This window comes from Sphaerisporangium album, from assembly GCF_003323745.1.
Taxonomy (GTDB): Bacteria; Actinomycetota; Actinomycetes; order Streptosporangiales; family Streptosporangiaceae; genus Sphaerisporangium; species Sphaerisporangium album.
This window is the reverse complement of the sequence record NZ_QOIL01000006.1, coordinates 259,693-274,930: the sequence shown is the minus strand read 5'-3', so window position 1 is coordinate 274,930 and position 15,238 is coordinate 259,693. Positions and strand designations below refer to the sequence as shown.

Sequence of the window (15,238 nt, the reverse complement as noted above, 5' to 3'; positions counted from 1 at the left end):
CGCACACGGCTGCGCGCCCGCGCATGGTCGGGGAACATGGGGGCAAATCCCTATCCGGGTGGTGACATGATCGAAACTTGGCCCGGCGACCCCTATCCGCTCGGGGCTACATACGACGGCGCGGGAACGAACTTCGCGCTGTACACAGAGGTGGGCGAGCGCGTTGAGCTCTGCCTGTTCGACGACAACGGCAAGGAGGAAAGGGTTGAGCTCACCGAGACCGAGGCGTTCGTCTGGCACGGGTACCTCCCGGGCATAGGCCCCGGGCAGCGGTACGGCTACCGCGTCCACGGCCCGTACGACCCGGCGCGGGGGCACCGCTGCAACCCCAACAAGCTGCTGCTGGATCCGTACGCCAAGGCCATCGAGGGCGGCGTGAAGTGGGACCAGGCCGTGTACGGCTACCGCTTCGGCGACCCCGACAGCCGTGAGGACACCGACTCGGCGCCCTATGTGCCGAAGTCCGTCGTGGTCAACCCGTTCTTCGGCTGGGGGCACGACCGGCCGCCCGCGACGCCGTACCACGACACGGTCATCTACGAGGCGCACGTCCGCGGGCTGACCATCCAGCATCCCCGCATCCCCGAGCGCATCCGCGGCACGTACGCCGCGCTCGGGCACCCCGAGATCATCGACCATCTGACCGGGCTCGGGGTCACGGCGGTCGAGCTGATGCCGGTGCACCAGTTCGTCACCGACGACACGCTCCAGCAGCGCGGCCTCAGCAACTACTGGGGCTACAACACCATCGGCTTCTTCGCGCCGCACAACGCCTACTCCAGCTCCGGTGAGCTGGGCGGGCAGGTGCTGGAGTTCAAGGCGATGGTGAAGGCGCTGCACGAGGCGAACATCGAGGTCATCCTCGACGTCGTCTACAACCACACGGCCGAGGGCAACCACCTCGGGCCGACGCTGAGCATGCGCGGCATCGACAACGAGGCGTACTACCGGCTCGTGGACGACGACCAGCGCTACTACATGGACACGACCGGCACCGGCAACAGCCTGCTGATGCGCTCGCCGCACACGCTTCAGTTGATCATGGACTCGCTCCGCTACTGGGTCATCGAGATGCACGTGGACGGCTTCCGGTTCGACCTCGCGGCCACGCTCGCCCGCGAGCTGCACGAGGTCGACCGCCTGTCGGCGTTCTTCGACCTCGTCCAGCAGGACCCGGTGCTCAGCCAGGTCAAGCTCATCGCCGAGCCCTGGGACGTCGGCCCCGGCGGCTACCAGGTCGGCAACTTCCCGCCCCGCTGGACCGAGTGGAACGGCCGCTACCGGGACACGATCCGCGACATGTGGCGCGGCGAGCCGGCCGCGCTGCCGGAGTTCGCCTCGCGGCTCACCGGCTCCAGCGACCTCTACCAGGACGACAGCCGCCGTCCCGCCGCGTCCATCAACTTCGTGACCTGTCACGACGGCTTCACGCTCCGCGACCTGGTCTCCTACAACGACAAGCACAACGAGGCCAACGGCGAGGGCAACCGCGACGGCACGGACGACAACCGGTCCTGGAACTGCGGTGAGGAGGGCCCGGCCGGCGTCGCCATCGAGGCGTTGCGCGAGCAGCAGAAGCGCAACTTCCTGGCCACGCTGTTCCTGTCGCAGGGCGTGCCGATGCTCTCGCACGGCGACGAGCTCGGGCGCACGCAGGGCGGCAACAACAACGCCTACTGCCAGGACAACGCGATCAGCTGGGTCGACTGGTCCGACGTCCGCGAGAACTGGCTGCTGCTGGAGTTCACCCAGCGGCTCGCCCGGCTCCGGCGCGACCACCCGGTGTTCCGGCGCCGCAGGTTCTTCTTCGGGCGCGCGGTGCGCGGGTCCGGCGACGACCTGACCGACATCGCCTGGCTCACCCCCGCGGGCTTCGAGATGACCGACGCCGACTGGCACAACGGGTACGCCAAGTCGCTGGCCGTCTTCCTCAACGGCGAGGCCATCACCGAGCCCGACCGGCGGGGGCGCCGTATCGTCGACGACTCGTTCCTGCTGATGTTCAACGCCCACCACGAGACCATCAAGTTCTCGATCCCCAAGGACTTCGGCGAGGTGTGGGTGCCCGAGATCGACACCGCGGTGCCGATCTCCGTCGATTCGCGGCTGTACCGCGCGGGGGACGAGGTGCCGGTGGCGGGCCGTTCGGTCCGCGTGCTGCGCCGCGCCTGACCGGCCCGCGTCCGCCAGAGACCCCGGAAGGAATGACGTGACCGAATCCGTGAAGCCCCCCCAGCGCGCAGGGTCGGCCAAGGGGGCGCCCACGGCGACGTACCGACTGCAGCTCACCCCGGCGTTCGGGTTCGCGGAGGCCGCCGAGCTCGCGGGGTACCTCGCCGAGCTCGGCGTGAGCCACCTGTACCTGTCGCCGATCCTGCAGGCGGTGCCGTCGTCGCAGCACGGGTACGACGTCACCGACCACTCGCGCGTCCGGGAGGAGTTCGGGGGCCTCGCGGGGCTGCGCGAGCTGGCCTCCCGGGGCCTGCCGATCGTGGCCGACATCGTGCCGAACCACATGACCATCCCGGTCCCCGAGTCGGGGAACGCGCAGTTGTGGGACGTGCTGCGCGACGGGCCGGGGGCCGCCTCGGCGCGGTGGTTCGACATCGACTGGGCCGACGGCAAGATGGCGATGCCCGTCCTCGCCTCCGACGCCGACCCCGAGACCGAGGTGGTCGCGGACGGCGGCGTGCTGCGCTACCACGACCACGCGTTCCCGCTGCGCCCCGGCGGGGACGGGCGGCTCGCCGACCAGTACTACCGGCTGGCGTCCTGGCGGGAGGCCCCGGGGTACCGCCGGTTCTTCGACGTGTGCTCGCTGATCGGGCTGCGCGCCGAGGACCCGGAGGTGTTCGAGGCCACGCACGAGGTGATCCTGCGGCTGGTGGCCGAGGGCCTGGTCACCGGCCTGCGGGTCGACCACCCCGACGGGCTGGCCGACCCGCGCGGCTACCTCGCCCGCCTGCGCGAGCGCGCCCCGGTGTGGACGGTCGCCGAGAAGATCCTCATCGAGGACGAGCGGCTGCCGGACGACTGGGCGTGCGACGGCACCACCGGCTACGACGCGCTGAACATGGTGACCCGGCTGTTCGTGGACCCCGCGGGGGAGGGGCCGCTGCTGGACGCCTTCGTCCGGCACACCGGCTTCCCCGCCGACTACGAGACCGTCCGCTACGAGGCGAAGAAGCAGGTCCTGGCCGAGTTCTTCACCGGCGAGGTCGACCGCCTCACTCGGGACGTGCCCGAGCTGCGCGAGGCGATGGTCGAGCTGCTCGCCGCGATGCCCGTCTACCGCGCGTACGCCGTGCCCGGGGAGGAGCCCCCGGAGGAGACGCTGCGGCTGATCCGCGCGGCCGTCGAGGCCGCCTCGCCGCGCGCCGAGCCTGAGGCCGTCGCCAAGGCCGCCGACCTGGTCCTGTACGGCCCGCCCGAGACGGTCACCCGCTTCCAGCAGACCTGCGGGCCGGTCATGGCCAAGGGCGTCGAGGACACCGCCCTGTACCGCTGGTACCCGCTGGCCTGCCTCAACGAGGTCGGCGGCGAGCCCGACCGGTTCGGCGTGACCCCCGAGCGGTTCCACCGCTACTGCGAGGGCATGGCGCCGTACACCATGACCACGCTCTCGACGCACGACACCAAGCGGTCCGAGGACGTGCGGGCGCGCCTGGCCGTCCTGTCGGAGCTGCCCGCCGAGTGGGCGGACGCGGTCGCCGAGTGGTCGTCCCAGGTGTCCTTCGACCCCAAGCTCGACTACCTCGCCTGGCAGAACCTCATGGCCGCCTGGCCGATCAGCACGGAGCGCTTCGCCGACTACCTGGCCAAGGCCGCGCGCGAGGCCAAGACCTCGATCTCGTGGATGAACCCCGACCCGGCCTACGAGCAGGGCGTCCGCGACTTCGCGGCTCGGGCGATCGAGGTGTGCGGGCCCTCGGTCGCGGCGTTCACCGAGCGGCTCGACCGGTACGCGCGGTGCAACTCCCTCGGCCAGAAGCTCGTCCAGCTCATGATGCCGGGCGTCCCCGACGTCTACCAGGGCTGCGAGACCACCGACTTCTCGCTCGTCGATCCGGACAACCGGCGCCCGGTCGACTACGCCTACCGGCGCTCGCTGCTCGCCTCCCAGGGGGGCGACAGCTGGGACGCCGCCAAGCTGCTGGTCACCCGGTCGGCGCTTCGGTTGCGCGCCAGGCTCGGCCCCGACCTGCCGTACGTCCCGCTGGACACCGGCGAGGACGGGCCCGGCTCCGAGCACGCCGTCGCGTTCGCCCGGGGAGACCGCGCCGTGGTGGTGGCCACCCGCTTGCCCGCGGGGCTGGAGCGGCGCGGCGGCTGGGGCTGCGAGCCGATCGGCCTGCCGCGGGGGCGCTGGCGCGACGTCCTCACCGGCGTCCCGCACACCGGACGCATCCCGTACGCTCACCTGCTGGCGCGTTATCCCGTGGCCCTGCTGGAAAGAGAGTAGATCGCGCGCTTTCCCTTTTGACGGCGGGAGGAACATGTTCGAGGTCTGGGCACCGACGGCCGGCCGTGTCGAGGTGGAGATCGACAAGGCCGAGCGGCACGAGATGGTCCGCGGCCCCGGCGGCTGGTGGACGGCGGAGGTGCCCGGCGCCGCGCACGACACCGACTACGCGTTCAGCGTCGACGGCGGCGAGGCGTTCCCCGACCCGAGGACGCGGCGGCAGCCGTACGGCGTGTTCGGCCCGAGCCGCGTCTACGACCACGACCGGTACGTCTGGAACGACCAGGACTGGCGCGGGCGCGCCCTGCCCGGCTCGGTGATCTACGAACTGCACGTCGGCACGTTCACCCAGGAGGGCACGTTCGACGCGGCCGCGGGCAAGCTGGAGCACCTGGTGGAGCTCGGCGTCGGCTTCGTCGAGCTGATGCCGGTCCCGCCCGTCCCCGGCCGCCACAACTGGGGGTACGACGGGGTCGACCTGTACGCGGTGCACGAGGAGTACGGCGGCCCGGACGGGCTGAAGCGGTTCGTGGACGCCTGCCACCGCGCGGGCATCGGCGTGCTGCTGGACGTCGTCTACAACCACCTCGGCCCCTCGGGGAACTTCCTCGCCCAGTTCGGGCCCTACTTCCACGACTCGGCGTCGTCCTTCTGGGGGCAGGCGGTCAACCTCGACGGCAAGGAGTCGGACGAGGTGCGCCGCTACTTCGCCGGCAACGCCCTGCAGTGGCTGCGCGACTTCCACATCGACGGCCTGCGGCTGGACGCCGTGCACGCCTTCCACGACAAGCGGGCCGTGCACTTCCTGGAGGAGCTCGCCGTCGAGGTGGACACGCTGTCGGCCGCGCTCGGCCGTCCCCTCACGCTGATCGCCGAGGCCGACATGAACGACCCCCGGCTGGTCACCCCGCGCGAGGCCGGCGGCTACGGCCTGGCCGCCGCCTGGGACGACGACGTGCACCACGCCCTGCACTCGGCGATCAGTGGCGAGCGCCACGGCTACTACGGCGACTTCGGGTCGATGAGCGCCCTGGCCAAGGTGCTGACCCGCGCGTACTTCCACGACGGCACCTTCTCGACGTTCCGGGGGCGCACGCACGGGCGTCCGGTGGACCGGCTGCGCGTCCCGGGCCACCGCTTCGTGGCCTTCGTGCAGAACCACGACCAGATCGGCAACCGGGCGGCGGGCGACCGGCTGCCGGCCGAGGCGCTCAAGCTCGGCGCGGGCCTGCTGCTGACCTCGCCGTTCACGCCGATGCTGTTCATGGGCGAGGAATGGGCGGCGAGCACGCCGTTCCTGTTCTTCACCGACCACGTCGAGCCGCACCTGGCGCAGGGCGAGGGCGAGCGCCGGGAGCGGGAGTTCGTCGGCTTCGGCTACGACGACTGGGCCGGAACGGCCCCCGACCCGCAGGACGAGGTCACCTTCCACCGCTCGAAGCTCGACTGGACCGAACCCGCCGCGCCGGGCCACCGCGAGGTGCTCGACTGGTACCGCGCGCTGATCACGCTGCGTAAGGCACACCCCGACCTCGCCGATCCCCGGCTGGACCGGGTCTCGGCCGAGTACAGCGAGGACGACCGCTGGATCGTCGTCACCCGGGGCTCCCTGCGCGTGGCCGCCAACCTCGGCGGCGCGCCCGTCACGCTGCCGATCGCCGTGGCGGAGGTGCTGCTCGCCTCGGACGAGAAGGTCACCGTGCACGACGCCTCGCTGACGCTGCCGCCGCGCTCCCTGGCCGTGGTCCGCCCGGCCTGACGGCGGGGCCCACGGTCTGACGGCGGGCGTCCGCCCGGTCTGATGCCGGTCTGATGCCGGTCTGAACGCCGGTCTGATGGCGGGGGTCCCGCACGGGCGGTCGCTCAGGCGGCGAGCGCCGAGAGCACCGTGGAGAGTCGGTGGAGGCCGCGCGCCGTGCGCGCCTTCACCGTGCCCAGGGGGACGTCCAGCCGCTCGGCGATCTCCCGCTGGGTGAGATCGCCGTAGTACGCGAGCTCGATCGCCTCGCGCTGCGGTCCCGGCAGCACCGCGAGCGCCCGCTGGACCTGGTCGCGCCGCCCGATCGCGTCCGCCGTGTCGCGGCCGTCGCCGCCGCTGGGCTCGCCCACGCTGTCCAGGGGGACGGTCGTGAGCGCGCGCATTCGCAGGTGGTCGATGGCGCGTTTGCGCGTGATGCCGAGGATCCACGCCTCCAGGCTGCGGCCGGGGTCGTAGCGGTGCCGCGAGCGCCACACCTCCGAGAAGACCACCTGCCGCAGATCCTCAACCTCCTGCGCGGGCACGAGCCTGCGCAGGTAGCTGGTGACCAGCGAGGAGTGGGACCTGTAGCACTCCTCAAGGGCGTCGTCGTCGCCGCTCGCCAACCGCGAGCCCAGCGTGCCGGCCATGGGATCCTCCTCGGATGCGGGCGAAAACCTACTCAAAACCTATTCATAGCCGGGTGGGCGGGCGTGGCGCAAGCCGGAGTGGCCAAAGGGGAGGCAAGCCTTCGCCAAGAGTCATCGCGGAGGGCGGCCACACCGTCCCGCCGTCCGAAGAACAGCCGTCACAGGGGGCCGCGGCCAAGGCGGGCCGGTCGGGGCCGGTGGATTCAGCCGAGGGACGCGCGGACCTCGGCCACGGCGTCGTGCAGGGACGACACGCGCGTGACGGAGGCGGGAAGCCGCTCGGCGTGCCAGCCGGGACCGCCCACGAGCGTCCGGCTCGCCGGGCGGAGGGCGGGGAGCGCGCCCAGCGGCGCGGGGTCGCCCGTCTGCGGGATCTGCGACCAGACGAAGACCGCGACCGGGCCGAGGCGGCGCATCGCGTCGGCCAGCGCGGCGTAGGGCGTGCGCGGGCCGAGGACCCGGGTCTCCAGGCCGAGCGTGGTGGTCAGCGTCGCGGCCAGCGCGTACACCGGCAGGCTGTGCTGCTCCTCCTGCGCGCAGGCCAGCAGGACGACGCGGGGATGCCCCGGGCGCGAGGGCCGTCCGACCCGCCGGCTCAGCGCGCTCAGCAGCCGCTCGGAGAAGAGATGCTCGATCTCGACGCCCGCGCCCGTGGTGTCCTGCCGCCGGGTGATCGCGTCGAAGACGGGCAGCGCCAGCCGCTCCCACATCCAGGCCACGCCGTGCGCGCCGATCGCCGCCTCCAGCCCCTCGGCCACCGCCTCGGCGTCGAGGTGGAACGCGGCCCGGGCCAGCACGGCGGCGCTCGGCACCACCGCGGCCCCCGGCATGATCCCGGCGCCCGGTACCACTCCGGCGTCCGGCACGACCCTGGCGTCCGGCACGACCCTGGCGTCCGGCACGACCCTGGCGTCCGGCACGACCCTGGCGTCCGGCACGACCCTGGCGTCCGGCACGACCCCGGCGTCCGGCACGACCCCGGCGCCCGGTACGGCCGGCCCGGCCCGGTTGTCCGCGGGCCCCGGCGCGGCCGGGGCGTCCTGCTCGCGTGCCGGTGGGGGCTCCAGGAGCGCCGCCGGCGTGCTGAGGGCCGCGTGGGCGGCCTCGGCCGGCGGCAGTCCCGCCTTGATCAGGCGGTTCATCTCCTCCAGCCGTAGCAGGTCGGCCGCGTCGTAGCGCCGGTGACCGCCCGCGCTGCGCCGGCTCGGGCCGATGCCGTAGCGCAGGTTCCAGGTGCGCAGGGTGGGCGCGGGCACGCCGAGACGCCGGGCCACGGCTCCGATGCCGTAGCTCGGCCCGTCCTCCTGCGGCTCGCCGTTCACCACACGCGCACTCCGACCTCGCCCGCCCGAGAGCGGATCTTCGCCTCTACCAGCCTGCCAGGCGGCGGCCACTGCCCGGACCCCTCATCGGATACTTCGGGAAGAGACCCCGGCCGGACGCAACCGCCCGGGGCCGGCCGCGCGAATACATCATCGTGGACAGCCTGGAGACGGTGATCGTCCTGTTCAACCGGGACCTGCGGACCCGCGACCACCCGGCCCTAGCCGAGGCGTGCGCGCGGGCCCGCCACGTCGTGCCCCTGTTCGTCATGGATCCCGCGATCCGGGCCCGCCACCGCCACGGCTTCCTGATCGAGGCGCTGAGCGACCTGCGGTCCTCTCTGCGCGACCTCGGAGGCGACCTCGTCCTGCGACGGGGCGATCCGGTGGCCGAGGCCGTCCGGCTGGCCGGCGATGTGGGTGCGTCGGCCATCTGGACCTCGGCCGACGTCAGCGCCTACGCGCGGCGCCGCCAGGAGCGGCTGTCCCGCGCGTGCGCCGAGCGGCGACTCCAGTTCCGGCTCTTCCCCGGGGTGACGATCGTGCCTCCCGACCGGCTGCGCCCCGCCGGAGGCGACCACTACCGGGTGTTCACGCCGTACTGGCGGGCCTGGTCGAAGACGGTCCACCGGTCCGTGACCGGCCCGCCGCGGGTGGTGACGCTGCCGCCCGGCGCCGAGCCCGGCGAGCTTCCCGCCGGGCCGCGCGCCCCGTACGGGCACCTGCGCGGCGGCGAGACCCCGGGACGCCGGCGCCTGGACCTGTGGCTGAAGCTCTGCCTGGCCGACTACGCCAGGGGACACGACGAGCTGGCCGAGGACCAGACCTCGATGCTGAGCCCCTACCTGCGGTTCGGCTGCGTGTCGCCCGCCGAGGTCGCGGCACGGGCGGCCGGCTACCCGGGGGCGGAGGAGTTCGTGCGGCAGCTCTGCTGGCGCGACTTCTACTACCAGGTGGCCCTTGCCTTCCCCGACCTGCCGCGCCGCGACTACCGGCCGCGCGAGGTCGACTGGAACGAGGACGCGCACGCCGCCGACGCGTGGCGGGCGGGCATGACCGGGGTGCCCATCGTGGACGCGGGGATGCGCCAGCTCCAGGCCGAGGGCTGGATGCACAACCGCGCCCGGATGATCGTCGGCTCCTACCTCACCAAGCGGCTGAAGATCCACTGGCGGGTGGGCGGCGAACACTTCGCCGAATTGCTGCTGGACGGGGACGTCCCCAACAACTGGGGCAACTGGCAGTGGGTCGCGGGCACGGGCAACGACACCCGGCCGAACCGCGTGCTCAACCCGCTGCGCCAGGCGGCGAGGTTCGACCCGGACGGCGCGTACGTGCGCCGGTACGTCCCCGAGCTGGCCTCCCTGCCCGCGTCGCTGATCCACGAGCCCTGGAAGGCCGCTCCGCGGGTCCCCGGGTACCCGGCGCCGCTGACGACCCCCGACAATGGATAAATGATCATCGCGTTCTCCGTGACCCCGCTCGGCGTCGGCGAGGCCGTGGCCGAGCCCGTCGCCCGCGCCGTGCGCGTGGTCCGCGACAGCGGCCTGCCGAACCGCACCGATGCCATGTTCACCACCGTCGAGGGCGAGTGGGACGAGGTGATGGACGTCGTCAAGCGCGCCGTCGAGGCCGTCGCCGAGGTCGCCCCCCGCGTGAGCCTCGTCCTCAAGGCCGACATCCGCCCCGGCGTGACCGACGCGCTGACGTCCAAGATCGAGGCCCTGGAACAGTACCTCGGCGACACGGGCGACACCGGCGGCGAGGGCGCCTCCGCCGCGCGGGGATAACCCGTTTGCCGGTGATCCGCCGGACGTTAGGGTTGCGGGTGACACCGGCACCGGCCGACATCGGCACCCGCACCGGCGCCGTACGGCCCTGAGCGAGGGAGTTCCGATGCGCGTTTGCAGGACCACGGTCAACGCTTCGACGCGGGAGCCCTCCGCGCGCTGAGCGCGGCCTCCTCGGCCATCTTTCCTTCTCCGCTCCTGCCAGGGCCGGAGCCGGTCTTCTGATTCCGGTCAGGGAGCCGGATGTCCGTCCCCGTGACAGGATCCGGAGCGGTGCTGGATGCCCTCACGGGGGCCGGAGCTCCTCGCGTCGAAGCGGTCGCTTCCCACGACGACCGTTTCCCTCCTCCGAGGAGTTCTTTTGCGTGCCCGTACATCCGCGCGCCTGGGCGCGGACTTCGCGAAACTCTGGACCGCTTCGGCCATCTCCAACGTCGGCGACGGGGTCACCTTGGCCGCCGGGCCGCTCCTGGTGGCCTCGCTCACCGACGACCCCGCGCCGGTCGCGGGCGCCGCGTTCGCGCAGCAGTTGCCCTGGCTGCTGTTCGCCCTGGTCAGCGGCGCCTACGCCGACCGGCTCGACCGGCGGCGGCTGATCGTCGTCGTCAACGTCCTGCGCGGCGTCGTCCTCGCCGCCCTCGCGGCGGCCGTCGCCACGGAAACGGCGACGATCCCGGTCATCTACGTGGCGTTCTTCCTGCTCGGCACCGGCGAGACTCTCGCGGACACCGCGTCGGCCGCCCGGCTGCCCGGCATCGTCCCGCCGGAAAGGCTCGCGTCGGCGAACGCGCGCCTCATGGCCACGTTCACCGTCGGCAACCAGTTCGTCGCCAAGCCGCTCGGCGCGTGGCTGTTCGTGGTCGCCGCCGCGCTGCCGTTCGGCTTCGACGCGCTGTCGTTCCTGGTGGCGGCGGCACTGGTCGCCGCCATGCGTCCGTCGGCCCCGCTGCGGGAGCCCCGTCAACCGGCGGCCCGCCTGCGCGCCGACATCGCGGACGGCGTGCGGTGGCTGTGGAACCACCGCCTGCTGCGGACGCTGGCCGTGACCATGGGGCTGGCGAACGTGGTGTTCTGCGCGGCGTTCGCGGTGTTCGTCCTGTATGTCCGCGAGCGCCTGGGTCTGTCGGAGGTGGGGTACGGGGTGCCGCTCACGACCTTCGCCATCGGCGGCCTGCTCGGCACCGCGGTGGCCGGCCGTCTCCAGGCCCGTTTCGGCGCGGCCGCGCTGCTGCGGGCGGGCCTGGTCGTGGAGGCGCTCACCCACCTCACGCTCGCGCTGACCACCAGCCCGTGGGCGGCCGGCGCGATCCTGGTGGTGTTCGGCGTGCACACGATGGTCTGGGGAGTGATCGTCGCGACGGTCCGCCAGCGGGCCGTCCCCGACGGCCTGCAGGGGCGGGTGAGCAGCGCCTACACCCTCGTCGACACCGGCGGCGCGGCGCTCGGCTCCCTGCTGGGCGCCGCGTTCGCCGAGGTCCTCGGGGTCACCGGCCCGTTCTGGATCGCCGCCGCCGTGGTGGCCGCCCTGACGGCGCTGGTGTGGATGCCGTTACGCCATGCCTCGGCCCCCGCCGAGTCGGGCCGGGAGGATCGGCGCGACCCGGCACAGCCGGAAACGTCGTAATCAGGAATGCCCTGGCCGGCCCGTCCTCTCGCCGGAGGGCGGGCCGGTCAGCGCTTGAGGCCGACGGCGGCCCAGCCGAGCTGGGCGAAGCGGCAGGCGATGTGGGGCGGGATGAAGCGGTCGAGGTCGACGCGCTCGAAGTCGCCGAAGAAGCGGTCGATCGTCTCGGGGCCGCGCGGGAACAGGGGGACGCCGCCCTGGGCGTAGATGTCCTGGAGACGTCCGGTGTCGCCGGCGCGCTTCTGGGTTCTGCTGAGGTGACTGATGACGAGGTGGCTGCCGGGCGCGAGGAGGTCGCGCAGCATGGCCACGTGCTCGTACGGGTCCTCCACGAGCTGCAGCATCGCGACCATGAGCAGCCCGACCGGCCGGTTCCAGTCGACCAGGCCGGTCTGGGAGACCTGGTCGCGGATGTCCTCGGGCTTGCGGACGTCCCCGTCGATCATGGCGACGGTGGAGGTGTTGGCGAGCAGCGCGCGGCCGTGCACGCACACGAGGGGGTCGTTGTCGACGTACACCGTGCGCGCGCCGGGGGCGGCCGCGTGGGCGACCTCGTGGACGTTGTCCCGGGTCGGCAGCCCGGCTCCGATGTCCACGAACTGGCGGATCCCGTACTCCGCGAGGCGCCGGACGGCGTTGCCGAGGAACTCCCGGTTGCGGCGGACGGCGTCGCGGGTCTCCGGGAACACCCGGAGGACCTGCTCGGCCGCCTCACGGTCGGCGGCGAAGTTGTCCTTGCCGCCGAGCATGTAGTCGTAGACGCGGGCCGAGTTCGGCGTTCGGACGTCGATGGCGTCCAGGGCGGTCGTCACGCGCATCTCCTCCTCGCCTTTCGCCGATCGTACAGGAAGGAATGCTTACTATTTAGGAGGACTAGGAAGAACGGACCAGTCCGAATTTTCGGCGTGCGTTAGGTGCGGCTTCGGGGCGGCCTCGGGGCCTGAGTACCATCTGGCCTGCGGTCCGATATCCGTATCAACCGGATCGGCCGAGGGTATGCCATCGCAGCGGAAAACGAGCGTGGGACGAGGGAGTTCTCATGGTGCACGAGCGCGCCGGCAAACCGGCGCAGGCGTCCGACCTGGTCGATGTGCCCCGTCTCGTGACGGCGTACTACGCCCTGCACCCCGATCCCGGCCGGCAGGAGCAGCGGGTGACCTTCGGCACCTCCGGCCATCGCGGGTCGTCGCTCAACACGGCCTTCAACGAGGACCACATCGCGGCCACCAGTCAGGCCATCTGCGAGTACCGCGCCCGGCAGGGCGTCGACGGGCCGCTGTTCCTCGGCATCGACACCCACGCGCTGTCCGAGCCCGCCCGGGTCACCGCGCTGGAGGTCTTCGCCGCCAACGGCGTCACCGTGCTGGTCGACTCCCGCGACGGCTACACGCCGACGCCCGCGGTGTCCCACGCGATCCTCACCTACAACCGGGGCCGCTCCTCGGGACTGGCCGACGGCGTGGTGGTGACGCCGTCGCACAACCCGCCGGCCGACGGCGGCTACAAGTACAACCCGCCGAACGGCGGCCCCGCCGACACCGACGCCACCTCCTGGATCCAGGACCGCGCCAACACGCTGATCGCCGAGGGACTGAAGGAGGTCCGGCGCGTCCCGTACGCGCGGGCGCTGACCGCCGAGACCACCGGGCGGTACGACTTCCTCGGCTCCTACGTCGACGACCTGCCCGCCGTCATCGACGTGGACGCCATCCGCGGCGCGTCCGTGCGCATCGGCGCCGACCCGCTGGGCGGGGCCAGCGTCGCCTACTGGGGCGAGATCGCCGACCGGCACCGGCTCGACCTCACCGTGGTGAACCCCGAGGTCGACCCCACCTGGCGGTTCATGACGCTCGACTGGGACGGCAAGATCCGCATGGACTGCTCGTCGCCGTACGCGATGGCGTCCCTCATCGCGAACCGGTCGGCCTACCAGATCTCGACGGGCAACGACGCCGACGCCGACCGGCACGGCATCGTCACCCCCGACGGCGGGCTGATGAACCCCAACCACTACCTCGCCGTCGCCATCTCCTACCTCTGGGGCCACCGGCCCGGCTGGCCGGACGCCGCGCGCGTCGGCAAGACGATGGTCAGCAGCGGCATGATCGACCGCGTGGCCGCCGACCTCGGCCGCGAGCTGTACGAGGTGCCCGTCGGGTTCAAGTGGTTCGTCGGCGGCCTGCTCGACGGCACGCTCGGCTTCGGCGGCGAGGAGAGCGCCGGCGCGTCCTTCCTGCGGCGGGACGGCTCGATCTGGACCACCGACAAGGACGGCATCATCCTCGCCCTGCTCGCCTCGGAGATCGTCGCGGTGACCGGAAAGTCGCCCAGCGAGCACTACGCCGGGCTCGTCGCCCGGTTCGGCGACCCCGCGTACGCCCGCGTCGACGCGCCCGCCACCCGGGAGCAGAAGTCGGCGCTGGCGCGGCTGTCCGCCGAGGACGTCCCGGCCGGGTCGCTGGCCGGGGAGCCGATCACCAACGTCCAGACGACCGCGCCGGGCAACGGCGCCGCGCTCGGCGGGCTCAAGGTCTCGACCGAGAGCGCCTGGTTCGCCGCCCGCCCCTCCGGCACCGAGGACGTCTACAAGATCTACGCCGAGTCGTTCAAGGGCCCGGACCACCTCGCCCTGGTGCAGGACCAGGCCCGCACGCTGGTCGGCTCGGTGCTGGAGCGGGCCGGGGAGTAGCCGGGAACTCGATGCTCACGAGGGCGGGTGGGTGACCCGCGCGTGGTGACGCGCCCGCCCGTTCCGGCGGGCGCGCCGGGCCGGTCGGAACGGCCCGGGTCTCAGGGGCCCGGGCGCGCGGCCGGGTTCGTTCGCGTCAGGGGAGCTTCCACTCGACCGGGGCCGCGCCCTGCTTCTGCAGCAGCTCGTTGGCCCGGCTGAACGGGCGGCTGCCGAAGAAGCCGCTGCGCGCGGACAGCGGGCTCGGGTGGGCCGACTCGATCGCTGGCACCTGGCCGAGCATGGGCTTGAGCGAGCGGGCGTCGCGGCCCCACAGGATGGCGACCAGCGGGCCGCCCCGGGCCACCAGCGCGTGGATCGCCTGCTCGGTGACCTCCTCCCACCCCTTGCCGCGGTGCGAGGCCGGCTTGCCCGGGGCGACGGTGAGCGCCCTGTTGAGCAGCAGCACGCCCTGTTCGGTCCACGGGGTGAGGTCGCCGTTGGACGGCTGGGGGTAGCCGAGGTCGGCGGTGTACTCCTTGAAGATGTTCACCAGGCTGCCCGGCAGCGGACGGACGTCCGGCGCGACGGAGAAGCTGAGGCCGACGGCGTGACCGGGAGTGGGGTAGGGATCCTGCCCGACGATGAGCACGCGCACCTGGTCGAACGGCTGCTGGAAAGCCCGCAGGACGTTCGCGCCCGCGGGAAGATATTGCCTGCCCTCGGCGATCTCCTGCCTGAGGAAGTCGCCGAGCGCGGAGATGCGCTCGGCGACGGGCTCCAGGGCGGTTGCCCACCCGGATTCGACGACTTCGTTTAATGGACGTCCGGTCATGCCCGGGATCCTAGCCGTGACGACCGACAGCCGGACGCGAACTCAGTTGAGCTTGGAAGTGCGCGCGCGGCAAATCCATCTTCCCATCCAGCCAGGCCACTTGGGCCTTGGCCTCGTCCAGCCCGGCTTTGGTGACCATCGTGCTCCCG

At 72.5% G+C, this 15,238-nt stretch carries 11 protein-coding genes; 7 read left to right on the top strand and 4 right to left on the bottom strand.

Features of this window, described 5'->3' with window-relative positions; genetic code table 11:
• Positions 1 to 66 precede the first annotated feature (66 nt).
• The 3 genes from glgX to treZ are packed head-to-tail and all read left to right on the top strand — an operon-like array spanning position 67 to position 6,221.
• A complete protein-coding gene (gene glgX, locus DQ384_RS13300; RefSeq protein ID WP_181871180.1) occupies positions 67 to 2,172 on the top strand; it encodes a glycogen debranching protein GlgX in 2,106 nt (701 codons plus the stop codon).
• Between the two features lie 37 nt (positions 2,173 to 2,209).
• Positions 2,210 to 4,462, top strand: a complete 2,253-nt coding sequence (treY, locus tag DQ384_RS13295) for a malto-oligosyltrehalose synthase (RefSeq protein WP_245966446.1) — start codon at positions 2,210 to 2,212, stop codon at positions 4,460 to 4,462.
• Positions 4,463 to 4,496: 34 nt separating this feature from the next.
• Positions 4,497 to 6,221, top strand: coding sequence for a malto-oligosyltrehalose trehalohydrolase (gene treZ, locus DQ384_RS13290; RefSeq protein ID WP_114029059.1), 1,725 nt, complete (start codon positions 4,497 to 4,499; stop codon positions 6,219 to 6,221).
• Between the two features lie 104 nt (positions 6,222 to 6,325).
• Here treZ and DQ384_RS13285 read toward each other — a convergent pair whose 3' ends face one another.
• Positions 6,326 to 6,850 (bottom strand): RNA polymerase sigma factor, encoded by a 525-nt coding sequence (locus tag DQ384_RS13285; RefSeq protein ID WP_114029058.1) that lies wholly within the window; start codon positions 6,848 to 6,850, stop codon positions 6,326 to 6,328.
• Positions 6,851 to 7,053: 203 nt separating this feature from the next.
• Positions 7,054 to 8,172 (bottom strand): MerR family transcriptional regulator, encoded by a 1,119-nt coding sequence (locus tag DQ384_RS13280; RefSeq protein WP_114029223.1) that lies wholly within the window; start codon positions 8,170 to 8,172, stop codon positions 7,054 to 7,056.
• A gap of 164 nt (positions 8,173 to 8,336) precedes the next feature.
• On the opposite strand from DQ384_RS13280, the gene DQ384_RS13275 reads away from it, so the two are divergent.
• The 3 genes from DQ384_RS13275 (at position 8,337) to DQ384_RS13265 (ending at position 11,586) form a co-directional block, all read left to right on the top strand.
• Complete coding sequence (locus DQ384_RS13275; protein ID WP_114029222.1) at positions 8,337 to 9,626, top strand: cryptochrome/photolyase family protein; 1,290 nt, start codon at positions 8,337 to 8,339, stop codon at positions 9,624 to 9,626.
• Complete coding sequence (locus DQ384_RS13270) at positions 9,627 to 9,962, top strand: MTH1187 family thiamine-binding protein (RefSeq protein ID WP_114029057.1); 336 nt, start codon at positions 9,627 to 9,629, stop codon at positions 9,960 to 9,962.
• A 361-nt stretch (positions 9,963 to 10,323) separates the two neighbouring features.
• A complete protein-coding gene (locus DQ384_RS13265) occupies positions 10,324 to 11,586 on the top strand; it encodes an MFS transporter (protein WP_114029056.1) in 1,263 nt (420 codons plus the stop codon).
• Positions 11,587 to 11,633: 47 nt separating this feature from the next.
• Here the strand turns inward: DQ384_RS13265 and DQ384_RS13260 are convergent, their stop codons facing one another.
• Entirely contained in the window at positions 11,634 to 12,398 is a 765-nt protein-coding gene (locus DQ384_RS13260) for an SAM-dependent methyltransferase (protein ID WP_181871179.1), read from the bottom strand.
• 227 nt (positions 12,399 to 12,625) lie between these two features.
• On the opposite strand from DQ384_RS13260, the gene pgm reads away from it, so the two are divergent.
• Positions 12,626 to 14,275 (top strand): phosphoglucomutase (alpha-D-glucose-1,6-bisphosphate-dependent), encoded by a 1,650-nt coding sequence (pgm, locus tag DQ384_RS13255; RefSeq protein WP_114029054.1) that lies wholly within the window; start codon positions 12,626 to 12,628, stop codon positions 14,273 to 14,275.
• A 136-nt stretch (positions 14,276 to 14,411) separates the two neighbouring features.
• On the opposite strand, the gene DQ384_RS13250 is transcribed toward pgm, so the two are convergent.
• Complete coding sequence (locus DQ384_RS13250; protein ID WP_114029053.1) at positions 14,412 to 15,089, bottom strand: uracil-DNA glycosylase; 678 nt, start codon at positions 15,087 to 15,089, stop codon at positions 14,412 to 14,414.
• Between the last annotated feature and the right edge of the window lie 149 nt (positions 15,090 to 15,238).

Excerpts from the sequence above, each read along its gene's own strand:
- glgX (WP_181871180.1), top strand. The coding sequence starts at position 67 with ATGATCGAAACTTGGCCCGGCGACCCCTATCCGCTCGGGGCTACATAC.
- treZ (WP_114029059.1), top strand. The coding sequence starts at position 4,497 with ATGTTCGAGGTCTGGGCACCGACGGCCGGCCGTGTCGAGGTGGAGATC.
- DQ384_RS13285 (WP_114029058.1), bottom strand. The coding sequence starts at position 6,850 with ATGGCCGGCACGCTGGGCTCGCGGTTGGCGAGCGGCGACGACGACGCC.
- DQ384_RS13270 (WP_114029057.1), top strand. The coding sequence starts at position 9,627 with ATGATCATCGCGTTCTCCGTGACCCCGCTCGGCGTCGGCGAGGCCGTG.
- pgm (WP_114029054.1), top strand. The coding sequence starts at position 12,626 with ATGGTGCACGAGCGCGCCGGCAAACCGGCGCAGGCGTCCGACCTGGTC.
- DQ384_RS13250 (WP_114029053.1), bottom strand. The coding sequence starts at position 15,089 with ATGACCGGACGTCCATTAAACGAAGTCGTCGAATCCGGGTGGGCAACC.